The sequence below is a fragment of the Shimia sagamensis genome (assembly GCF_900182745.1).
Taxonomy (GTDB): domain Bacteria; phylum Pseudomonadota; class Alphaproteobacteria; order Rhodobacterales; family Rhodobacteraceae; genus Shimia; species Shimia sagamensis.
This window is the reverse complement of the sequence record NZ_FXTY01000003.1, coordinates 325,201-344,053: the sequence shown is the minus strand read 5'-3', so window position 1 is coordinate 344,053 and position 18,853 is coordinate 325,201. Positions and strand designations below refer to the sequence as shown.

The window sequence follows — 18,853 nt, the reverse complement described above, 5'->3', positions numbered from 1 at the left end:
GTCTGCTTGAAAATCCCTAAAGTCTAAAGCGCATCACCACCCGTTGGGTGCCCCGCTGGACCTCCAACGTAAGCCGCTTGCGCGCCTCTCGCAAAGCCTTGTCCGCTTCTTTGGAGGTGTTGATTTCCGTTCCGTCGATCACACGCAACACATCTCCAGGTCTCAGGCCCAAACGTGCGCCAATTTCACCCGGATTTTCAACCATCACGCCCTCAAGGCTCAGGGGCAGGCCATATTCGCCCAATACGGCTGGGTTTATGTTGGACATCACCACTCCCGGAATCGCCGATCGTGCACTGGTCTCAATTGTGTCTCGGCTTGGCGTGTCCGGCGCAACATCCATTTTCACGGTCCGAATAAGTGCCTCACCGTCCCGCAGCACGTCAACGTCAACTTCACTCCCGAGCCCGGCCACCGACATACGGAAAATCATCTCCGCTGGCGTGTTCACCGGCTGCCCGTCAAGCGCAACAATCACGTCACCCGCCTCGACACCTGCCGCCAGAAACGGGCTAACCTCATGCATCGCAGACACAACAATGCCCCCCGCACGATCCAGCCCCAAACCTTCCGCCATATCCGCGTCCACCGGCTGGCCAAACATGCCTGCCCACGGGCGCTGGAAATCATCAAAACCGTCTCGAGCCTGATCGACAAACTGCGCCACCAAATTGGCAGGAATGGCAAAGCCAATCCCGTTTGACCCGCCAGAGCGCGTCAGGATCGAAGTATTGATACCAATCAGGTCCCCATTGATATCAATCAGCGCCCCGCCGGAGTTACCTGGGTTGATCGCCGCATCGGTCTGAATGAAGTAGCCGCGCGCATTGCCCGTCGCCACGCCAGAGCGCGCCAGGCCAGAGACAATTCCGCTGGTCACGGTTTGCCCCACCCCAAACGGGTTGCCAATCGCCATGACCAACTCGCCAACATCCACATGATCGCTGTCACGGAACTGCAAAAACGGCAGCCCCTCAGCATCTTTCAGCTTCAGAATGGCCAAATCACTCTCTTCGTCAGCCAACAAAACCTCAGCGGTGTATTCGCTGCGATCGTTCAGCTGCACACGAATATCTGTCGACATCCCGACCACATGGTAATTGGACACAACGATGCCATCGTCAGACAGGATCACGCCGGACCCGAGAGAGTTCTCAACCCGCGGCTGCGGCGTGCCAAAACCTCGGAACAGCTCGTCAAAAAACGGATCCCCGGTGAAGGGGCTCTGACGCACCTGCACAATCTGCTTGGCAAAGATGTTCACCACCGCAGGCGCTGCCTCTTTCACCAAAGGCGCAAAGCCCATGGAAATCTCGACTTGCGATTGCGGAACTTTGGTCTCTGCGGACACCGTGGTGGCCAGTCCCAACGTGAGGGAAATCAATACAGCGCGGATCATGCGTTATCCTCAATTGTTCAGTGTATCGCATATGCGCAGCAGCCCGGCGTAATGCAAGCCAGTGCTTAAGGCGGCTATGGCAGAAAACCCGTCTGATAGGTGTTTTCTGGCAAGGATTTGCCCATCACCTTCAACGCGCCCAACCGCCCAATCTCATCGGCACATTTTGCACCGGCCCCATTACCGCCGGTCAAAGCAAACACCCGCTTTGTCTGTCCATAAATCAAGGGATTGCCACGCGGCGTGAAACTTGTAGCGCAGCTGCCAAACGTCACGCCTTGTGATGCCAAACTGGGCATCAACTGAAACAGCTGCTCCGCCATATAGCGGCCCGCCTTCGGGTCGCCACCGCCGCGGAACCACTCTTTCATCTCCGCCGCTGTGGTCAGTTCGACATCGTCCGGATCCCCACCAATTTTCAGATAGGTTTTGCCATCCGGATAGCGCACGGGCGGTAGGATGTAGCAATCCCCTGCGCCATTTGGGAAGAAATAGACCACCGACGGCATATCCTTCAGCCGGTCCGCTTCGCTGTCATCAATCTCCACAAAGGCAATGGTGCGCGCATAGACCTTGAGCGGCACAGGCTCTGGCAACAAGTCAGCTGCCTTCGAAAACGCCCCGCAAGCCACAACCACCCTCTCCGACCGCAACCTTCCGCCACCAGCACAACGCACGAGTACACCATCAGAATCTTCCTGAACATCCACAACCTCATCACGCACCAACGTCACGCCATTGGCCACCGCAGCGCTGATCTCCGCTGACACATGTCCCCGTGGATTGATCCACCCGCCAGCTGCCTCAAACAAACCCAGGACACCGTCAGGAAAGTCAAAATACGGAAACTGCGCTCGCAAATCTGCGCCACGCAATGCAACATGATCTATGCCTTCGTCCTCAGCCACAGTTTTTGTGTTGAGAATGTACTCGCTGCCCGCGCCTCGCGTGGGCCCAGCCATCAAGGCTCCAACCCGATGAAAAAACGGCACACCGCCTTTCTCTTCGATGTCTGCATATCGATCCATCGAAACCGCCGCTGCTCGCGACCAATCACAGTCGCCGTCCAACCGCCGCGTGATCCGTGCCTCATCGTAGTGACTGGCAAACACGCCTTCATGCGACGCCGCATGGTCCGGCTCCACGGGCCCCACCAACGCAACCGTCGCCCCCATCTCCGCCAAATGTCGGGCACAAGCACTGCCCCACATCCCCGCGCCGACCACAATTACATCAAAGCCCATTTAGACCACCTCAAATCATCCAAGGCGAGCATGGCGCGCAATCTCAGGAAGTACTAGCCGATCCGTACCGCTTTTAATGTGGAGTAGTGCTCGCCATCGGGCACAACCTGCAGGGAACAGGGTACTGACACCAAATTCTTGATAGCTTCAGCCATCGCCACAGGTGCCCAAGTATCCTTTTCACCATGCCAAATCTCAACAGGCGCTTGCACTTGGCGCACCTCGGCTGACCAATCTGTCACATAGGCGGCAAGGTAGTCGAGATACCCGGACCGGTGCGTCCCAAAGCTGCTGTGCATGCCTTTGGTCAAAGCAGCCACAAACTGCGCATCCGCAAACAAGGATCGTTCCTGCGCGCCACTTTTTGCAAACAGTTGATTGATCAACACGCCCGGTGCTTTGCGCGCAAGCAGCCCCTGTACGGCAGTCAACACACGCAACACTCCGGATCGTTGCATTGCCATTTTAAACACCGGCGCGCCTGCCATCTCCGGCAGGAAGTTCCCCAACGACAAAGGCGCCGCCGGAGAAATCACCGTCACGCGAGACACTGTGTCAGGCCGTGCCGCTGCCAGCCGCAAGGCCGCCATTGCCCCGATGGAAAACCCAACCACATGCATCCCCCCTGCGCCAGCCTCGGCACAGGCGTTGTCATACATCGAAAACAAATGCGGCAGGGGTTCCCCGGTCGCAAAGTCAAACAGGTTTGGCGCGGTGACTGGCAAGTCGCCGGTCTGCAATAGCGTTGCATCGTCAGGCCCACCGGGTACGCCATGGCAAAAGAAAATGGGAGTTTGGGAGGAGGTCATGTTCGCGAAACCTATGTGAGTTCCCTCAACAGGTAGGAGCGATGGAGACCAGTCAACAGGCGGCGGGATGTCTCAGGCTGCGACACAAACAAAAAGACCCCCACCTTTACGGCAGGGGTCCAGGCATCTGGTTGATCCAGATGGATGTTTATTCAGGATATTAGTCCTCGGCGGCTTCTTCAGCTGCCACGCGAGCCTTGTCGGCTGCGCCTTTTGCATCAACGTCGCGATCCACAAACTCGATGATCGCCATCGGAGCCATGTCGCCATAACGGAAACCGGCTTTCATGATGCGGACGTAGCCACCTTTGCGCTCAGCATAACGTGGGCCCAGAACGTCAAACAGTTTTGCAACGTACTGGTCTTCTTTCAGACGTGCTGCGGCCTGACGGCGCGCGTGCAGGTCACCACGTTTGGCCAGCGTGATCATCTTTTCGATGATCGGGCGCAGTTCTTTGGCCTTTGGCAGGGTGGTTTTGATTTGTTCGTGCTCGATCAACGAACCCGCCATGTTGGAAAACAGGGCTTTACGGTGTTCGTGAGTACGGTTCAGGCGGCGATAACCACGTGCGTGACGCATTGTAATTCTCCTAAGTGCGTTTTTGCTTTGTCTGGCAGCCGATGCGTGTCAGCCACTCTCCTTGGGGCATGTGCCCTGATCGTCCCCGGCAGGTCCGGGCATTTGTTGAAGTGGGCGGGGTTGCCCCCGCCCAAATTCTTTAGAAGTTGTCTTCGAACTTCTTGGCCAGATCTTCGATGTTGTCTGGTGGCCAGTCCTCGACGTCCATGCCGAGGTGCAGGCCCATTCCGGACAGCACTTCTTTGATCTCGTTCAACGACTTGCGGCCAAAGTTTGGCGTGCGCAGCATCTCTGCTTCGGTCTTCTGGATCAGATCGCCGATGTAAACGATGTTGTCGTTTTTCAGGCAGTTTGCAGACCGTACAGACAGTTCCAGCTCGTCCACTTTCTTCAGCAGAAGTGGGTTGAACTCGAGACCATCGTCTTCTTCCTGACGACCTGCCGCTTCCGGCTCATCGAAGTTCACGAAGATTGACAGTTGGTCCTGCAGGATACGCGCAGCATAAGCCACAGCATCTTCCGGCGTGATGGAGCCATCAGTGTCAATTTTCATGGTCAGCTTGTCATAGTCCAGAACCTGACCTTCACGGGTTGGCTGCACGTCGTAAGACACGCGCTTCACCGGAGAGTAGATGGCATCGATTGGAATAAGACCAATTGGCGCATCTTCAGGCTTGTTCTTGTCCGCAGACACATAACCTTTGCCGGTGTTGACGGTCAGCTCGACATAAAGGTCGGCGCCATCGTCAAGGTGGCAGATCACGTGATCTTTGTTCAGAACCTCGATGCCCGCGCTGTCGGAGATGTCACCGGCAGTCACAGCACCCGGACCTTTGGCATTGATGGAAAGACGCTTAGGGCCTTCCACTTCCATGCGCAGGGACACACCCTTCAGGTTCAGGATGATGTCGGTCACGTCTTCGCGCACGCCAGCAACGCTGGAGAACTCGTGCAATACGTTGTCGATTTGTACGCTGGTAATGGCCGCGCCTTGCAGCGAGCTCATCAATACGCGGCGCAGCGCGTTGCCCAGTGTGAGACCAAAGCCACGCTCCAGCGGCTCGGCCACAACAGTAGCTTGGCGCGCAGGGTCATTGCCCGGCTTCACTTCAAGCTGTGTAGGCTTGATCAATTCTGCCCAATTTTTGTGGATCATGCGTCCCTCCATTCTTGTCTCGTTCCCATGTCCAAAAGAACCAGACGCCCGAGGTTTCAAAATGACGAACTGGGGCCGTGCGGATCACGCGGCCCCAGGTAGTAGAAATGTCGCTTAGACGCGGCGGCGCTTTGGTGGGCGGCAGCCGTTGTGGGCGATTGGTGTCACGTCACGGATAGAAGTGATGTTGAAACCAATTGCAGCCAGAGCGCGCAGTGCAGATTCACGGCCGGAACCCGGACCCTGAACTTCCACTTCCAGCGTTTTCACGCCGTGGTCCTGAGCTTTTTTGCCTGCATCTTCCGCAGCCATCTGAGCAGCATATGGGGTGGACTTACGGGAGCCCTTGAAACCCATGGTGCCAGCAGAGGACCAGGAAATTGCGTTGCCCTGAACGTCAGAGATCAGGATTTTGGTGTTGTTGAACGAAGAGTTCACATGCGCAACGCCAGTGGCGATATTCTTGCGCTCTTTTTTCTTCGCGCGAGTCTTTTCACGTGCCATTGATCAGTACCCCCTTATTTCTTCTTGCCAGCAATGGCCTTCGCAGGGCCTTTGCGTGTGCGAGCGTTGGTGTGGGTACGCTGACCGCGAACCGGCAGGTTGCGACGGTGGCGCAGGCCACGGTAGCAGCCAAGGTCCATCAGACGCTTGATGTTCATCTGCACTTCACGACGCAGGTCACCTTCAACGGTGTAGGTCGCATCGATGTGCTCACGGATGGCCAGAACTTCTGCGTCCGACAGCTCGTTGATGCGACGTGTGACGTCGATCTTAACGCTTTCGCAGATTTCTTGGGCCGAAGTTGGGCCAATACCAGTGATATAAGTCAGGGCGATCGGGACCCGTTTGTGGGTCGGGATGTTTACGCCGGCAATACGTGCCACGTGTCACTTTCCTTTTCGTTGCGGTTCCGTAGCTCCGGAACCTTTTTTCACAACGTAAGCCCGACGCAATCAAGCAACCGGGCCTCAGCTGATCAGGTGGTCTTGCACATGGGGGCGACCCACGCGCAAAGAATTGATTCTCCGTTAAGAGATGGGGTGAAATAGGGGGGATTGAGGGGGGTGTCAAGAGGCGCGACAAAAGAACCGATCTAGGCAGTGTTTGGTCACTTTTGCTTCCCATTTTCTTCAGCGCCTCATCAACTTTCTAGTCAGTATTAACCTTTTCAATGGAAAAACCCTCAGACAGAAATGCGCCCGCTATTCTTTTAACAAACGCATCATGACGGGAAGAGGTAATATCGGATGACCAGAGATTCCTGCCTTCCGTTGTAACCAACCTCAACATCTTTAGATGATCTGTTGAATGCGGAGAAACTAGTCGAATTTCGCCGCCGCCCGACCAACATGAACCAAGCTTATCGGGGCAGGCACTTTTGTCGTCCCGAATTTCCTCTATTTGATTAAGCACAGCGAAGAGTTCAACGCGTGTGAAAGCTGCATCACCAAGAGCAACCTGCATGTCTGTGGTGAAGACTTTTGTAATAATTACTATTTGAGACAAAACATACAGAAGTAGCAACGAAGCAAAGGCAACAAACGAAATCACCCAAAAAGCTATGCGATTTTTTTCCCAATTCATGTTTACCGACCCAACGCTCGTCTTTGCCGCGCAATCGAGTGATTCCATAAAACATCAGGCATTGTCCCGGGGTTGGGAAAATCCGTTACATCCAGCAGTCTCATGTTGTTAATCATACCAGCCGGCGAACTGTTCAGCGGATCGACAAGTTTCAATACTGTCGCGTCCTCTTTAGGGTATCCAAAATACGACCCGGCCTTGATAGTCACTCTTACCGCCGAAACAATATTTATCGTGTTGTCGGGCTTGGCCCCTAACTTACCCATAGAGTTGAATACGATAAAGTCTCCGCCATTCAATTCGCCGGCAGACACCCCTCCCGCAGTAACTAATCCACCGCCCATGGAATGCCCTGTACCGGACAGTTTGGACTGCGCGTGTTCCGTCTTAATCCGCGAATAGAGTTCCTTTACTGCCCTGTGCTGAGGAGAACTTATTAGTCCCCAGCCATTGTTTACGTCTTTAAGATCGTCGGTTCCCCGAACTGCGACAGCTATCTCGCCAGTTTCGCTATTTCTATATACATCGGCAAGGAAACCAATATCGTCATCCTGATCCCGTTCCAAGTGCTCCCATCCGTCTATTTCCGCCGGATTGTCCTCGTAGGTGGCACTGGAAAAGCTTACAGCATCTTCCTCAGCCAAGTTACCACTTGGGTCGCGAAAATTTACCGGATCATTAAAACTATACGCATACCTGTTCGTCCCCACCCCCGGCTCGGATGGGTCAAGCCAGTCCGGCTGGATGAACATCGCCGAGGCAGCGTTGGCAACAAGGGCAAATGTCAGGGAAAGCAGCAGCTTTTGCAAAAGCGCGGAGAGCGAAGGCATTTTGAGACGTCCAAATCTGTCGTGCAATTGCCGCACTCAATTCATGCAAAAGATGTGCAGCGCAAAAAAAACGCCCCACATCCTGCGATGTCGGGCGTCATTCAATTCCGTCTAAGGTTTTCCTTACCCCAAAACGCCTGCCACAGAGGCTTCCACCTCATCCATCGAGGCCAGACCATCAATCGATGTCAGATTGCCTTTGGCGTGGTAATACCCGATCAATGGCGAAGTCTGTTTGTAGTACGCCATCAAGCGCACCTTCAGGCTTTCCTCATTGTCATCTGCACGAGCTGCGCCACCATTGGCCACAGCCTCTTTGGCACGGTTCACGATGCGCTCAACAAGCACATCATCATTCACCTGCATCTCAATCACAGCGTCGAGCTTTTCACCGCAGTCTTCCAGCAGTTCCGCCAATGCATCCGCTTGAGCCAAGGTGCGCGGGAAGCCATCAAAGATAAAGCCACCCTTTTTGTCACCTTCCAACTGCTCCCGGATCAGCCCGATCACAATTTCGTCGGTGACAAGCTCGCCGCGGTCCATGACGGCGGCAACCTTATTGCCCATTTCCGTACCGGATGTCTTAGCGGCGCGCAGCATGTCACCCGTAGAAAGCTGGATCATGTCGCGCTTCTCGACGAGACGGCCAGCCTGGGTTCCTTTACCGGCACCGGGCGGGCCAAGCAGAATAATATTCATCGACGAGCAGGTCCTTTGCGTTTGCGTTTGTTCCGACCTTTGCCAGACAGCTGCGACTTTTCAATAAGCCCTTCGTACTGGTGGGCCAGCAAATGGTTCTGAACTTGCTGAATGGTGTCCATGGTCACAGAAACCACAATCAAAACCGAGGTGCCGCCAAAGTAGAACGGGATCGCAAACTGACCACGTAGAATCTCTGGAAGGAGACAAACTGCCGCAAGGTACGCAGACCCCAAAACCAAAATCCGGTTCACAACATATTCCAGATACTCAGCGGTGCGCTTACCCGGACGAATACCCGGCACAAAGCCATTCTGGTTCTTCAGGTTGTCCGCAACTTCGTCAGGTTTGAAGCTGACATTGAAGGTGTAGAAGTAGGCAAAGAACACAATCATGGAGACAAAGAACAGCAGGTACAGCGGCTGTCCCGGACCAAAGTAAGCCAAAAGGGTCGACATGATTGGGCCGGTTTGGCCACCAGAGAAGGTCGCAATGGTGGTTGGCAACAACAGCAGGGAGCTGGCAAAGATCGCCGGGATCACGCCGGCTGGGTTCACTTTCACCGGCAGGTGAGAGGAGCCACCGTCATAGACTTTCATGCCCACCTGACGACGGGGATACTGAATATGGATCTTACGCAGCGCCCGCTCCATGAAGACCACAAAGGCGATGGTGGCAATCACCATCACAATCACTGCGACAATCACTGCCTCGCTGATCGCACCGGTCCGACCGGACACAAAGAACTGAGCCAGCGCAGCAGGAAGTTCGGCCACAATGCCGACAAAGATGATCAAAGAGATACCGTTGCCGATGCCGCGTGCGGTGATCTGCTCACCCAGCCACATCAGGAACATGGTGCCGCCGACCAGCGTCACCAGACAGCTGAAGCGGAAGAACAGGCCCGGATCGGTGACCAGCTCACCGGCCTCCAGGCTCACCGCGAGGCCATAAGCCTGCAACGTTGCCAATGCCACCGTGCCGTAGCGGGTGTATTGGTTCATCTTTTTGCGGCCTTGCTCGCCTTCTTTCTTGAGCTGCTCAAGATAGGGCACCATCGACCCCAGAAGCTGAACGATAATGCTCGCGGAGATATACGGCATAATGCCCAGAGCAAAAATACCCATCCGTCCCAGCGCGCCGCCGGTGAACATGGAAAGGATGCCGCCAATGCCTGCGCCCGCTTCTTCCATAAATTCACGAAGCGCGACACCGTCGATGCCCGGAACCGGAATCCATGTGCCAAGGCGATACACAATCAGCAAACCCAGTGTGAACAGGATGCGATTGCGCAGATCGGTGGCTTTTCCAAGTGCGGACCAGCTGGTGTTGGCCGCCATTTGCTCTGCTGCAGATACCATTTAGGATCTCTCTTAGACTAAAAACGCCGCCAGAACCGTTTTCCGGTTTGGCGGCGTTAGGAAAACTTGGAAGGATATGTAAGCGGGTCTTTGCCCGCTCACAACCTCTTATTCAGCCGCTGGCGCGGATTTGACTGTCAGAGAGCCACCCGCTTTTTCAACTGCTTCAACCGCAGCCTTGGAAGCACCGGTCACTTCGATGTTCAGCTTGGCGGAAACGTCGCCTTTTGCCAGAACACGGATGCCGTCTTTTTTGCGACGGACCAGACCGGACGCGATCAGTGCGTCCTCGGTGATCGCAGCAGAGGCGTCCAGTTTTTTCTCATCAACAAATTTCTGGATCAGGCCCAGGTTGATCACAGCAAATGCCTTGCGGTTTGGCTTGTTGAAGCCACGCTTTGGCAGGCGCTGGTACAATGGCATCTGGCCACCTTCGTAGCCGTTGATCGCCACACCCGAACGGGATTTTTGACCTTTGATACCTCGGCCACCCATTTTACCCTTGCCGGAGCCAGGGCCACGGCCAACGCGCATGCGTTTTTTGGTTGCGCCAGGATTGTCGCTCAGTTCGTGCAGTTTCATATCGCTTCTCCTTGCCGGAACTGACCCACGAAGCGTCTTCGGGCCAAACACGGCTTTTCTTGATTTTGATTCTCATAACGCAAAGCGCCACCGGGGGCGTATAGACCCTTGGGGAAAGGTTTGCAATGTGGAAGATGGGCCCGACCCTCATCTTCGATCCTATAGTTTTTGGTGCGCAAGCCGCGCCCAAAACGCAACACCATGCGCAACGGCGTCATCATTAAAATCATAAGACGGATTGTGCAGCGGCATGGCGTTGCTCCCCTCCAGCCCATTGCCCATCAAAATGAAGGCGCCCGGGCGATGAGCCAGGAACTCCGCAAAATCCTCAGAAAACCCGACCCGACCATAATTCACATCAATCTTCCCGACGCTGCGTGCCGCCTCGGCAATAATGTCAGTGGCACGGTCATCATTCACCAATGGCCGGAAAGAAGTCGAATAGGCGACCTGCCCCTTTGCACCTTGAGCGGTACAAATCCCCTCCACAATGGCTCGCGCACGACTCTCTATGGTTTGGGAGACGTCTTGTGAAAACCCCCTGCAATCGCCGCGCAACGTCACATTGCTAGGTAAGATATTGCGTGCCCCATCCGTCAAAAACTCTGTGACGGAGACAACAGCATGCTCGCGCGGCGGCACATTGCGTGAAATGATGGACTGCAACTGCATCACGATGGCCGAGCCAACCACAATCGGATCAACACCTTTCTCCGGCATCGAGGCATGCCCACCCTGCCCCTCAATCCTGATCTCAAAATTATCTTCAAACGCGCAAAACGGACCAGACTGCGTGGCAAAATGCCCAAGCGCCATACCTGGCATGTTGTGCAGCCCATAAATCGCCGCCATCGGAAACCGCTCAAACAATCCGTCGGCAATCATCGCCGCAGCTCCGTTGCCGTTTTCTTCATCCGGCTGAAAGATAAAGTGTACAGTCCTCTTTAAGGTTGGATCAGCCGCCAATTTGAGCGCCGCGCCGAGCAACATAGTACTGTGTCCGTCATGCCCACAGCCATGGAAGTACCCATCCTGTTTCGAACAATAGGAGAAGCTATTGGCTTCCTGAATGGGGAGCGCGTCCATATCGGCCCGCAACCCAATTGCAGTTTCGTCCGGGCCACGCCGCAGGGTGGCCACAACACCGCACTTGCCAACGCCACGCACAACTTCAAGGCCCGCACCTTCCAAAACTTCTGCAATCAAGCGCGGCGTGCGCTCCAAGTCGAATCCTGTCTCAGGGTGGCTGTGCAAGTCGCGTCGAAACGATGTGAGATCCAGCACCAGAAGCGCTCCTTATAATGTCGTGTTGTGGCAATGCGCCCTACAAAAAGACATAGCAAAGCCAAGCGGTCATTTTACCCGAATTTCTGGATATTGTGAGCAGCTGTCGCGAGGATCGATAGCCAAAAAGGAAAAGGCTCAAGTCGCCCCTTTCCGCTTCGCCATCACCTCTTCCCATCCCTTGATCAACTCTGCACGCCGCCCCGGATAACCCTCATTCAGCACATCCAACGCGGCAACCCGATCCGTGCGAAAATGGCGGTAGTCCTGCCGCGTCTCACACCAGGCCACGATGTAACGCTCACCCACAAAGTAGGCGATCAACAGGGGCCAGATTACGCGACAGCTCTCACGTCCCCCGCCATCCTGATAAACAACCCGCAGCTTGAACCGTTCTCGAATGGCAACACGCAGACGCGCCCCGTCAAACCGTTCCGCCTTTGGACCTTTGGCCACAATCGCCCGCGAACTGGCATCCAGCACCACCGGCCGTAGCTCCTCGGGAATCGCCTCGGTCAACTTGGCCACCAAGTCTCGCGCCGCCCGTGCCAACGTTGGATCCGCCTGCCCCGCCACCAGACCAGCGCCCAGCACAGCCGCTTCCAATTCATCCGCAGTCAGCATTAAGGGTGGCATGTCGTAGCCCTCATCCAGCACGTAGCCCATCCCGGCCTCGCCAGTGATGGGCACCCGCTGCGCAATCAACTCCGCCATGTCGCGATAGAGCGTGCGCAGCGAAACCTCCAACTCGTCGGCCAATGACTGCCCGGTCACGGGGGTGCGCGCCGCCCGCAATACTTGGATAATCTGGAATAGCCGTTCCGTGCGACGCATTTTTGCCTCCTGCTGACACACTGCTGACATACCGTTGTCAGCAGGGCAAGTTTAGACAGGTTTCAACGCAACCACTTTGTCTGAAAGACCCTCAAATGATGCACGTAGAAAGCTCCCACATAATCAACGCTGCGCCTGCCACCGTCTGGGCCGCTCTAAGCGACTATATGTCGATTGATGTCATTGCCCCGGAAGTTGTCAAAGTGGATGTTCTCTCCACAAACACCACTGGCCTTGGTGCCAAACGTCGCTGCCATTTCCCCAATGGCACCTCCTTGGTGGAAGAAGCCGTCACTTGGACCGAAGGCCGTGGCTACCGGGCTGACATGCAAGAGATGGGCAAGATCCCGTTCAAGACAGCTCAGGCAGAAATTCGACTTACACCAACAAGCGACGGCAAAACCCATGTCCATTGGTGCATCGATTATCAGCCAAAATTTGGCCCGCTTGGCTGGTTGATGGGCGCGACGTTGATGAAGCCGCAACTGCGCAAGGTGCTAAACGGCAATCTGCAAGGCCTGGAAGACCACGTGGCGGGCCATGCCTCAGCCGTGCCGCAGCCGGCCTGACAAACAAAAACGCCCCTGCGGGTCAGGCAGGGGCGTTCCATTTTTCTCATAGATCACTCAGCCATAAACATGCTGAGTGGCAATGCTGTGAATGTCGTAGCGATCAACACCAATGTCGTTCAATTCACGATCACTCATGCGAGCCAATTCCCGAACAGTGGTGTTATATTTCTGACGCAGCACTCGCGCTGCTTTGAAATCTTCAATCGACGCACGCAGAGTTGCAATTAGATCGATGCGGGCGGACTGGGCGGTTTGAACAAATGCCATGATGATGGCTCCTTATCTATCTGTGCCGAAACGTATTTTCCGGCGTTCTCTTGTTTTACCTTCTGGTGCCTTCAATATAGGCTCCACTGTTAGCGCCAACAATTGCCCAATTGATCTTCCCGATATGCATCTTTGTCATGGCTCTTTACCTGCTAGTAACCAAAAAGCCCCGGCAAGTGCCGAGGCTTTCCAACTCATGTCCTGGTCACTCTCATCGCGACACGGTTTGGTCCCGGGCCAGAATCTCTATGTCATGGCGGGACACGCCAATGTCTTCCAATTGGCGTTCGCTCAACCCGCCCAACTGGCGCGTTGTCTCACGATACAGGGCGTTGTGCTGCCGCTCCGCACGGTAGGTGGACCAAGCATCATAGATACGTGCGCCCATACCAATGCCGCGCGAGTGTGGTGTGTTCAAATAAGCCATCGGACAAGTCCTCCTTAAGGCGCTTACCTACCTTTGGTTAGCGCTGCTGTGTGTCGGGAATGTGTGGTTTGCGTTACTCTACTGATAAAGGTTTTCCAGCGACGCCTTTCAACAAAGGCAACCGACTATCTCCTATGCACACAAGACAACTTCTTTGGAGAACACGCCAAAACGCAAAAAGCCCCGGAGCAATCTCCGAGGCTTTTGAGGAGTGTCTAGTTATCCTGTACTTTACAGGGCCAGCGCGCCTTTGCGGGCTACATCTTCGATGTCGCCGCGGTTCAGACCAATGTCAGCCAATTCACGGCTTGTCAGGCTGTTCAGCTCTTTGACGGTCTTGGCGTACGACGCTTCGCGCTTACGGTTCAGTGTCCAGCTTTCAACGATACGGGTGAAGCGGCCAACGATGTCTACGGCTTCGATGTGCAGTGATGGTGCATGTTGCATGAGTAAAATCCTTCATTTGCCGATGCGCCACCTCGGCTCTAGCGCGTTTATCTGTTCATGCTGCCCATTTAGTGCCCAAATTTGCATCGTGGTAGGCACAAGACAGCAAGCCAGATATGCATCTCGCGAATATCGATGGGAGAGATGTTAATCATTCGATTTTGGAATGATACATTTTGGGCTTACCCCCGTCCCATCCCCAACATTTAGCCTGGGTCTTGCGCCACGTTCCCAATCACTGCCAAAGCTTTAACAATTTCCAGACAATGCAAACAAAAACGCCCCCGGAAAATCCGAGGGCGTTTCTAACTTTTCGATCAAAAAGGGCTTAGTCGCGCTCTTCGATGATCTCCACCATGTGGGAAACCTTGCGAATCATGCCGCGTACCGAAGGAGTGTCCTCCAGCTCGCGGGTCCGGTTCATTTTGTTCAGACCCAGACCGATCAGCGTAGCACGCTGGTCTTGTGGGCGACGGATCGGCGAACCGACCTGTTTTACAACGATGGTTTTTGCCATTGGTCGTTACTCCTTACGCGTCTGCGGCTTCGGAAGGTGCTTCATCCTTGCGCAGGATGTCAGCAACTTTCTTGCCACGGCGAGCCGCAACCTGACGTGGGCTGGCTTCTTTGTTCAGCCCGTCGATGGTGGCGCGGATCATGTTGTAGGGGTTCTGCGAACCGATGGATTTCGAAACAACGTCTTTGACGCCGAGCATTTCGAAAACAGCACGCATTGGACCACCCGCGATGATACCAGTACCTTCTGGCGCGGTGCGCATAACCACTTTACCGGCGCCGTGACGGCCTTCGATATCGTGGTGCAGGGTACGACCTTCGCGCAGTGGCACGCGGATCATTTGACGCTTGGCTTGTTCGGTGGCTTTGCGGATGGCCTCAGGGACCTCTTTCGCTTTACCTTTACCAAAGCCTACACGGCCTTTTTGGTCACCAACAACAACCAGAGCTGCGAAGCCAAAGTTCTTACCACCTTTGGTGGTCTTGGAAACACGGTTGATCGCGACGAGACGATCTGCGAATTCCGGGGTCTCGTCTTCGCGGTTGCGACCACGGCCCCGACGGTTATCACGTTCTGCCATTTGGCATTCCTTTATCTACTGGCGCTTGGCGCCTGAATCACTCGATCCCAGTGAAGCCGGACCGAAGCCCGACCTCCCGGATCATCGGGGGGACGCGAACGTCCCCCTCAAGTCTTATACTTTCAGGCCGCCTTCACGCGCAGCGTCGGCCAGAGCCTTCACTTTGCCGTGGAAGAGGAAGCCACCGCGATCGAAGTATGCTTCGGTCACGCCTGCTTTGCTCGCACGTTCGGCAATCGTTGCACCCACTTTGGTGGCTGCTTCGATTGTGTTCTTGCCGACAAGGCCGAGATCCTTTTCCAATGTGGAAGCGGATGCGACTGTAACACCGTTGCGATCGTCGATCAGCTGAACGCTGATGTTCTTGTTGCTGCGGTGCACGGACAGGCGCATCTTGCGATCGCCATTGACCTTGCGAAGTTTGTTCCGGACGCGCAGGCGGCGCTTGAGGAACAGATCCCGTTTGCTGTTTGCCATCTAACTGGTCCTTACTTCTTCTTACCTTCCTTGCGGAAGATATATTCATCAACGTACTTGATACCTTTGCCTTTATAGGGCTCGGGCTTACGCCATTCGCGGATGTTCGCCGCAACCTGGCCTACAAGCTGGCTATCAGTGCCCTCGACAACGATCTGAGTGTTCTTCGGTGTGGTCACGGTGATACCCGCTGGCACTTCGAAGTTCACCTCGTGAGAGAGACCGAGCGACAGTTTCAGGGTGGCACCCTGCATCTGCGCACGATAACCAACACCGTTGATCTCGAGTTCTTTTTTGAAGCCCTGAGTCACACCGGTCACCATGTTGGCGATGACAGTGCGGGACATGCCCCATTGCTGACGTGCACGCTTGGACGAGCCGCGCGGTGTCACTTTCACAATGTTGTCTTCAACTACAATATTGACGTCGTCAGTTGCAGTGAAAGACTGGGTGTCCTTCGGACCTTTGATTTCGATGGTCTGGCCGGAGACAGAAGCGCTAACGCCACTGGGCAGCTCGACCGGTTTTTTACCAATACGAGACATCAAGCTCTCCTTAGAAGACCGTGCAAAGTACTTCGCCACCAACCTTATTGGAGCGAGCGCTTGCATCCGACATCACACCCTTAGAGGTGGAGACAATCGACACACCCAGGCCCTGACGGACGGTTGGGATGTCTTCAGCGCCCATGTACACACGACGACCAGGTTTTGAAACCCGTTTCAGCTCGCGAATAACAGGGGTGCCTTCGTAGTACTTCAGGCTGATTTCGAAGGCCGGGTGGCCGTTCTCTTCAGCTGCTTCGTAGCCGCGGATGTAGCCTTCGTCGGCCAGCACATCCAGAACCCAGCCGCGCAATTTGGAAGCAGGTGTAGAAATCACCGACTTGCCGCGCATCTGGCCGTTACGGATACGGGTCAGCATATCACCGATAGGATCGTTCATAATTCTCTCTCCTTACCAGCTAGATTTGACCATGCCGGGGATCTGACCTGCAGAACCCAGCTCGCGCAGCGCAATACGGCTGACCTTCAGCTTACGGTAGTAAGCGTGAGGACGGCCGGTGAGCTGGCACCGGTTGTGAAGACGGGTTGCCGAGCTGTTGCGCGGCAGTTTGGCCAGTTTCAGACGCGCTGTGAAACGCTCTTCCATTGGCTTGGACTCATCGGCTGCGATTTCTTTCAGCGCGGCGCGTTTGGCGGCGTATTTCGCGACCAGACGTTCCCGCTTCTTTTCGCGTTCGATCATTGCTTTTTTAGCCATGTCGTAATCCTCTCAGCCTTACGCGATGAAGGGCATGTTGAAATGCTTCAACAGGCTCTGCGCTTCGGCGTCGGTTTCAGCATCGGTGGCGATGACGATATCCATGCCCCAGTTCTCATCAACTTTATCAAAGTCGATTTCTGGGAACACGATGTGCTCTTTCAAACCGGTGGCGAAGTTGCCACGGCCATCAAAGCTCGGCTTCACACCACGGAAGTCGCGGATGCGGGGCATCGCAACGGTGATCAGACGATCGAGGAATTCGTACATACGGTCGCCACGCAGGGTCACCTTTGCACCCATTGGCATGCCTTCGCGAACGCGGAAGCCGGCAATGGAGTTCTTTGCAATGGTGGTCAGAGCTTTCTGGCCCGCAATCGCGGTCAGATCAGCCTGTGCTGACTTGGCTTTCTTGCTGTCTTTCACGGCTGCACGGCCACAGCCGATGTTCAGCACGATCTTTTCCAGCTTAGGGATCTGCATGTCGTTCTTGTAACCGAACTCTTCTTTCAGAGCGGCGCGGATGGAATCCGCATAGAGCGACTTCAGACGTGGTGTGTAATCTGCATTATCAAGCATCAATCACGTCCCCTGTAGTCTTAGCGAAGCGAACCTTCTTGTCACCTTCCATGCGGAAGCCAACACGGGTTGCTTTGCCGTTTTTGTCCAGAAATGCCAGGTTGGACAGTTCGATCGGCATCGCCTGAGGGATGCGACCGCCCTGTGCGGTTTGGCTCTGTTTTGTGTGGCGGATGGCGATGTTGATGCCGTCCACAACAGCTTTGCCGGCTTTGGGGTCAACAGAGGAGATAGTGCCCTCTTTGCCTTTGTCCTTACCGGCAAGTACGACAACTTTGTCGCCTTTTTTCAGCTTAGCAGCCATCTTACAGCACCTCCGGCGCGAGCGAGATGATCTTCATGAAGTTCTTGGCGCGCAGCTCACGAACAACTGGGCCGAAGATACGAGTACCGACTGGCTCATTGGCGTTGTTCAGAATTACAGCTGCGTTGCGATCAAAACGGATCGCAGTGCCATCTTCACGACGGACTTCTTTAGCAGTGCGTACGACGACGGCCTTACGGACGTCCCCTTTTTTAACGCGACCGCGTGGAATGGCTTCCTTAACCGAGACAACAATGATGTCGCCTACGGATGCGTACTTACGCTTGGAACCACCCAGAACCTTAATGCACTGAACACGGCGAGCGCCGCTGTTGTCAGCAACATCCAGGTTTGTTTGCATCTGGATCATGTGGTTTCTCCCGACCTATGGGGCACCGATGCGTGGTGTATCCCCCAGGGTTTCGACTGACTGTTAAGTCTAGTCGCCAGGAGTCTCATAGTGAGACTCTTAGGCTTCCAGAACTTCCCAGCGTTTCGTTTTCGATTTCGGCGCGCATTCGATGATGCGTACTTGGTCGCCGACCTTGAAAGCGTTCTGTTCATCGTGCGCCCGGTATTTTTTGGACTTACGAATGGTTTTCTTCAGAACCGGGTGTGTGAAACGACGTTCCACAGACACAGTTACTGTTTGGGCGTTGGCATCGCTGGTCACGGTGCCAGTCAGGATACGTTTGGGCATCTATCAGGCTCCTCTTACTCAGCTGCAGCTTTGGCTTTTTCGTTCAGGATGGTCTTAACCCGAGCAGCGTCACGACGTGCCTCACGGATTTTGGCCGCGTTTTCGAGCTGACCAGTGGCCGCTTGAAAACGTAGGTTGAACGAAGCTTTCTTTAGATTGGACAACTCCTCACGAAGCTGGTCCGGCGTTTTTTCACGCAGTTCGTTGGCGTTCATCGCCTTTTCCTTTCTCATACATCAGAGGGCGCCCGAGTATGTGCGGGGTGACCCTTTTGCCTGATGGACAAATACAAAACACACGAATCCCGCATACACGGAATCCATGAGATGGCGCTCTATACGGGGGAGTCGGAGGG

29 protein-coding genes are annotated in these 18,853 nt (G+C 54.9%); 1 reads left to right on the top strand and 28 read right to left on the bottom strand.

Going from position 1 to position 18,853, the window contains the following annotated elements; all coding sequences use genetic code 11:
• Nucleotides 1-16 precede the first annotated feature (16 nt).
• The 14 genes from QOL67_RS09860 to QOL67_RS09795 all read right to left on the bottom strand — a co-directional run bounded on the left by QOL67_RS09860 (nucleotide 17) and on the right by QOL67_RS09795 (nucleotide 12,365).
• Entirely contained in the window at nucleotides 17-1,399 is a 1,383-nt protein-coding gene (locus tag QOL67_RS09860; protein ID WP_283425797.1) for a trypsin-like peptidase domain-containing protein, read from the bottom strand.
• Between the two features lie 74 nt (nucleotides 1,400-1,473).
• A complete protein-coding gene (locus QOL67_RS09855; protein ID WP_283425796.1) occupies nucleotides 1,474-2,643 on the bottom strand; it encodes an NAD(P)/FAD-dependent oxidoreductase in 1,170 nt (389 codons plus the stop codon).
• A 53-nt stretch (nucleotides 2,644-2,696) separates the two neighbouring features.
• Nucleotides 2,697-3,452, bottom strand: a complete 756-nt coding sequence (locus tag QOL67_RS09850) for an alpha/beta fold hydrolase (protein WP_283425795.1) — start codon at nucleotides 3,450-3,452, stop codon at nucleotides 2,697-2,699.
• A 160-nt stretch (nucleotides 3,453-3,612) separates the two neighbouring features.
• Entirely contained in the window at nucleotides 3,613-4,032 is a 420-nt protein-coding gene (gene rplQ / locus QOL67_RS09845) for a 50S ribosomal protein L17 (protein ID WP_283425794.1), read from the bottom strand.
• 139 nt (nucleotides 4,033-4,171) lie between these two features.
• Complete coding sequence (locus tag QOL67_RS09840) at nucleotides 4,172-5,188, bottom strand: DNA-directed RNA polymerase subunit alpha (protein WP_283425793.1); 1,017 nt, start codon at nucleotides 5,186-5,188, stop codon at nucleotides 4,172-4,174.
• 114 nt (nucleotides 5,189-5,302) lie between these two features.
• Nucleotides 5,303-5,692 carry a 30S ribosomal protein S11 gene (rpsK, locus tag QOL67_RS09835; RefSeq protein WP_283425792.1) on the bottom strand — a complete coding sequence of 130 codons (390 nt, stop codon included), beginning with the start codon at nucleotides 5,690-5,692 and terminating at the stop codon, nucleotides 5,303-5,305.
• Between the two features lie 14 nt (nucleotides 5,693-5,706).
• Nucleotides 5,707-6,075, bottom strand: coding sequence for a 30S ribosomal protein S13 (gene rpsM, locus QOL67_RS09830; RefSeq protein ID WP_283425791.1), 369 nt, complete (start codon nucleotides 6,073-6,075; stop codon nucleotides 5,707-5,709).
• 265 nt (nucleotides 6,076-6,340) lie between these two features.
• On the bottom strand, nucleotides 6,341-6,775 hold the full coding sequence (locus QOL67_RS09825; protein WP_283425790.1) for a hypothetical protein: 435 nt from the start codon (nucleotides 6,773-6,775) through the stop codon (nucleotides 6,341-6,343).
• Nucleotides 6,776-6,777: 2 nt separating this feature from the next.
• A complete protein-coding gene (locus tag QOL67_RS09820) occupies nucleotides 6,778-7,605 on the bottom strand; it encodes a Tle-like phospholipase domain-containing protein (RefSeq protein WP_283425789.1) in 828 nt (275 codons plus the stop codon).
• Nucleotides 7,606-7,728: 123 nt separating this feature from the next.
• Complete coding sequence (locus QOL67_RS09815) at nucleotides 7,729-8,304, bottom strand: adenylate kinase (RefSeq protein ID WP_283425788.1); 576 nt, start codon at nucleotides 8,302-8,304, stop codon at nucleotides 7,729-7,731.
• Nucleotides 8,301-9,665, bottom strand: a complete 1,365-nt coding sequence (secY, locus tag QOL67_RS09810) for a preprotein translocase subunit SecY (protein ID WP_283425787.1) — start codon at nucleotides 9,663-9,665, stop codon at nucleotides 8,301-8,303. The genes QOL67_RS09815 and secY overlap by 4 nt, the downstream gene beginning before the upstream one ends.
• A 108-nt stretch (nucleotides 9,666-9,773) precedes the next feature.
• Complete coding sequence (rplO, locus tag QOL67_RS09805) at nucleotides 9,774-10,247, bottom strand: 50S ribosomal protein L15 (RefSeq protein ID WP_164644468.1); 474 nt, start codon at nucleotides 10,245-10,247, stop codon at nucleotides 9,774-9,776.
• A gap of 159 nt (nucleotides 10,248-10,406) precedes the next feature.
• On the bottom strand, nucleotides 10,407-11,531 hold the full coding sequence (locus tag QOL67_RS09800) for an amidohydrolase (RefSeq protein WP_283425786.1): 1,125 nt from the start codon (nucleotides 11,529-11,531) through the stop codon (nucleotides 10,407-10,409).
• Between the two features lie 138 nt (nucleotides 11,532-11,669).
• Nucleotides 11,670-12,365 (bottom strand): helix-turn-helix transcriptional regulator, encoded by a 696-nt coding sequence (locus QOL67_RS09795; RefSeq protein ID WP_283425785.1) that lies wholly within the window; start codon nucleotides 12,363-12,365, stop codon nucleotides 11,670-11,672.
• 95 nt (nucleotides 12,366-12,460) lie between these two features.
• Here QOL67_RS09795 and QOL67_RS09790 point away from each other — a divergent pair, with 95 nt between their 5' ends.
• Complete coding sequence (locus QOL67_RS09790; RefSeq protein WP_283425784.1) at nucleotides 12,461-12,934, top strand: SRPBCC family protein; 474 nt, start codon at nucleotides 12,461-12,463, stop codon at nucleotides 12,932-12,934.
• Between the two features lie 57 nt (nucleotides 12,935-12,991).
• Here the strand turns inward: QOL67_RS09790 and QOL67_RS09785 are convergent, their stop codons facing one another.
• The 14 genes from QOL67_RS09785 to rpmC all read right to left on the bottom strand — a co-directional run bounded on the left by QOL67_RS09785 (nucleotide 12,992) and on the right by rpmC (nucleotide 18,713).
• On the bottom strand, nucleotides 12,992-13,204 hold the full coding sequence (locus QOL67_RS09785) for a DUF1127 domain-containing protein (protein ID WP_283425783.1): 213 nt from the start codon (nucleotides 13,202-13,204) through the stop codon (nucleotides 12,992-12,994).
• Between the two features lie 211 nt (nucleotides 13,205-13,415).
• On the bottom strand, nucleotides 13,416-13,631 hold the full coding sequence (locus QOL67_RS09780) for a DUF1127 domain-containing protein (protein ID WP_283425782.1): 216 nt from the start codon (nucleotides 13,629-13,631) through the stop codon (nucleotides 13,416-13,418).
• 231 nt (nucleotides 13,632-13,862) lie between these two features.
• A complete protein-coding gene (locus QOL67_RS09775; RefSeq protein ID WP_283425781.1) occupies nucleotides 13,863-14,078 on the bottom strand; it encodes a DUF1127 domain-containing protein in 216 nt (71 codons plus the stop codon).
• A 328-nt stretch (nucleotides 14,079-14,406) separates the two neighbouring features.
• Nucleotides 14,407-14,595, bottom strand: a complete 189-nt coding sequence (rpmD, locus tag QOL67_RS09770) for a 50S ribosomal protein L30 (RefSeq protein WP_209064855.1) — start codon at nucleotides 14,593-14,595, stop codon at nucleotides 14,407-14,409.
• Between the two features lie 13 nt (nucleotides 14,596-14,608).
• A complete protein-coding gene (gene rpsE, locus QOL67_RS09765) occupies nucleotides 14,609-15,175 on the bottom strand; it encodes a 30S ribosomal protein S5 (RefSeq protein WP_283425780.1) in 567 nt (188 codons plus the stop codon).
• 114 nt (nucleotides 15,176-15,289) lie between these two features.
• Nucleotides 15,290-15,652, bottom strand: coding sequence for a 50S ribosomal protein L18 (gene rplR / locus QOL67_RS09760; protein ID WP_283425779.1), 363 nt, complete (start codon nucleotides 15,650-15,652; stop codon nucleotides 15,290-15,292).
• Between the two features lie 11 nt (nucleotides 15,653-15,663).
• Entirely contained in the window at nucleotides 15,664-16,197 is a 534-nt protein-coding gene (rplF, locus tag QOL67_RS09755; protein WP_283425778.1) for a 50S ribosomal protein L6, read from the bottom strand.
• Nucleotides 16,198-16,207: 10 nt separating this feature from the next.
• Entirely contained in the window at nucleotides 16,208-16,597 is a 390-nt protein-coding gene (rpsH, locus tag QOL67_RS09750) for a 30S ribosomal protein S8 (RefSeq protein ID WP_283425777.1), read from the bottom strand.
• Nucleotides 16,598-16,609: 12 nt separating this feature from the next.
• Entirely contained in the window at nucleotides 16,610-16,915 is a 306-nt protein-coding gene (rpsN, locus tag QOL67_RS09745) for a 30S ribosomal protein S14 (protein ID WP_283425776.1), read from the bottom strand.
• A gap of 18 nt (nucleotides 16,916-16,933) precedes the next feature.
• A complete protein-coding gene (gene rplE / locus QOL67_RS09740; RefSeq protein ID WP_283425775.1) occupies nucleotides 16,934-17,494 on the bottom strand; it encodes a 50S ribosomal protein L5 in 561 nt (186 codons plus the stop codon).
• Nucleotides 17,487-17,798 carry a 50S ribosomal protein L24 gene (gene rplX, locus QOL67_RS09735; protein ID WP_283425774.1) on the bottom strand — a complete coding sequence of 104 codons (312 nt, stop codon included), beginning with the start codon at nucleotides 17,796-17,798 and terminating at the stop codon, nucleotides 17,487-17,489. The genes rplE and rplX overlap by 8 nt, the downstream gene beginning before the upstream one ends.
• A 1-nt stretch (nucleotide 17,799) precedes the next feature.
• Nucleotides 17,800-18,168, bottom strand: a complete 369-nt coding sequence (gene rplN / locus QOL67_RS09730) for a 50S ribosomal protein L14 (protein WP_044050560.1) — start codon at nucleotides 18,166-18,168, stop codon at nucleotides 17,800-17,802.
• Between the two features lie 99 nt (nucleotides 18,169-18,267).
• The gene (rpsQ, locus tag QOL67_RS09725) at nucleotides 18,268-18,498 is read right to left on the bottom strand and encodes a 30S ribosomal protein S17 (protein WP_073253018.1); all 231 of its coding nucleotides are present in this window, start codon (nucleotides 18,496-18,498) and stop codon (nucleotides 18,268-18,270) included.
• Between the two features lie 14 nt (nucleotides 18,499-18,512).
• Nucleotides 18,513-18,713 carry a 50S ribosomal protein L29 gene (gene rpmC / locus QOL67_RS09720; RefSeq protein WP_283425773.1) on the bottom strand — a complete coding sequence of 67 codons (201 nt, stop codon included), beginning with the start codon at nucleotides 18,711-18,713 and terminating at the stop codon, nucleotides 18,513-18,515.
• Nucleotides 18,714-18,853 lie beyond the last annotated feature (140 nt).

Bases quoted from the DNA above. Each gene is read 5' to 3' on its own strand.
- QOL67_RS09820 (WP_283425789.1), bottom strand. From the start codon at position 7,605: ATGCCTTCGCTCTCCGCGCTTTTGCAAAAGCTGCTGCTTTCCCTGACA.
- secY (WP_283425787.1), bottom strand. From the start codon at position 9,665: ATGGTATCTGCAGCAGAGCAAATGGCGGCCAACACCAGCTGGTCCGCA.
- QOL67_RS09825 (WP_283425790.1), bottom strand. From the start codon at position 6,775: ATGAATTGGGAAAAAAATCGCATAGCTTTTTGGGTGATTTCGTTTGTT.
- rpsN (WP_283425776.1), bottom strand. From the start codon at position 16,915: ATGGCTAAAAAAGCAATGATCGAACGCGAAAAGAAGCGGGAACGTCTG.
- QOL67_RS09840 (WP_283425793.1), bottom strand. From the start codon at position 5,188: ATGATCCACAAAAATTGGGCAGAATTGATCAAGCCTACACAGCTTGAA.
- rplE (WP_283425775.1), bottom strand. From the start codon at position 17,494: ATGCTTGATAATGCAGATTACACACCACGTCTGAAGTCGCTCTATGCG.
- QOL67_RS09860 (WP_283425797.1), bottom strand. From the start codon at position 1,399: ATGATCCGCGCTGTATTGATTTCCCTCACGTTGGGACTGGCCACCACG.
- QOL67_RS09775 (WP_283425781.1), bottom strand. From the start codon at position 14,078: ATGCAACATGCACCATCACTGCACATCGAAGCCGTAGACATCGTTGGC.
- QOL67_RS09855 (WP_283425796.1), bottom strand. From the start codon at position 2,643: ATGGGCTTTGATGTAATTGTGGTCGGCGCGGGGATGTGGGGCAGTGCT.
- rpmD (WP_209064855.1), bottom strand. From the start codon at position 14,595: ATGGCAAAAACCATCGTTGTAAAACAGGTCGGTTCGCCGATCCGTCGC.
- rplX (WP_283425774.1), bottom strand. From the start codon at position 17,798: ATGGCTGCTAAGCTGAAAAAAGGCGACAAAGTTGTCGTACTTGCCGGT.
- rpsE (WP_283425780.1), bottom strand. From the start codon at position 15,175: ATGGCAGAACGTGATAACCGTCGGGGCCGTGGTCGCAACCGCGAAGAC.
- QOL67_RS09795 (WP_283425785.1), bottom strand. From the start codon at position 12,365: ATGCGTCGCACGGAACGGCTATTCCAGATTATCCAAGTATTGCGGGCG.
- rplO (WP_164644468.1), bottom strand. From the start codon at position 10,247: ATGAAACTGCACGAACTGAGCGACAATCCTGGCGCAACCAAAAAACGC.
- rplR (WP_283425779.1), bottom strand. From the start codon at position 15,652: ATGGCAAACAGCAAACGGGATCTGTTCCTCAAGCGCCGCCTGCGCGTC.
- rpmC (WP_283425773.1), bottom strand. From the start codon at position 18,713: ATGAACGCCAACGAACTGCGTGAAAAAACGCCGGACCAGCTTCGTGAG.
- rpsQ (WP_073253018.1), bottom strand. From the start codon at position 18,498: ATGCCCAAACGTATCCTGACTGGCACCGTGACCAGCGATGCCAACGCC.
- rplN (WP_044050560.1), bottom strand. From the start codon at position 18,168: ATGATCCAGATGCAAACAAACCTGGATGTTGCTGACAACAGCGGCGCT.
- rpsH (WP_283425777.1), bottom strand. From the start codon at position 16,597: ATGAACGATCCTATCGGTGATATGCTGACCCGTATCCGTAACGGCCAG.
- rplQ (WP_283425794.1), bottom strand. From the start codon at position 4,032: ATGCGTCACGCACGTGGTTATCGCCGCCTGAACCGTACTCACGAACAC.
- rplF (WP_283425778.1), bottom strand. From the start codon at position 16,197: ATGTCTCGTATTGGTAAAAAACCGGTCGAGCTGCCCAGTGGCGTTAGC.
- QOL67_RS09815 (WP_283425788.1), bottom strand. From the start codon at position 8,304: ATGAATATTATTCTGCTTGGCCCGCCCGGTGCCGGTAAAGGAACCCAG.
- QOL67_RS09790 (WP_283425784.1), top strand. From the start codon at position 12,461: ATGATGCACGTAGAAAGCTCCCACATAATCAACGCTGCGCCTGCCACC.
- rpsK (WP_283425792.1), bottom strand. From the start codon at position 5,692: ATGGCACGTGAAAAGACTCGCGCGAAGAAAAAAGAGCGCAAGAATATC.
- QOL67_RS09780 (WP_283425782.1), bottom strand. From the start codon at position 13,631: ATGGCTTATTTGAACACACCACACTCGCGCGGCATTGGTATGGGCGCA.
- QOL67_RS09850 (WP_283425795.1), bottom strand. From the start codon at position 3,452: ATGACCTCCTCCCAAACTCCCATTTTCTTTTGCCATGGCGTACCCGGT.
- QOL67_RS09785 (WP_283425783.1), bottom strand. From the start codon at position 13,204: ATGGCATTTGTTCAAACCGCCCAGTCCGCCCGCATCGATCTAATTGCA.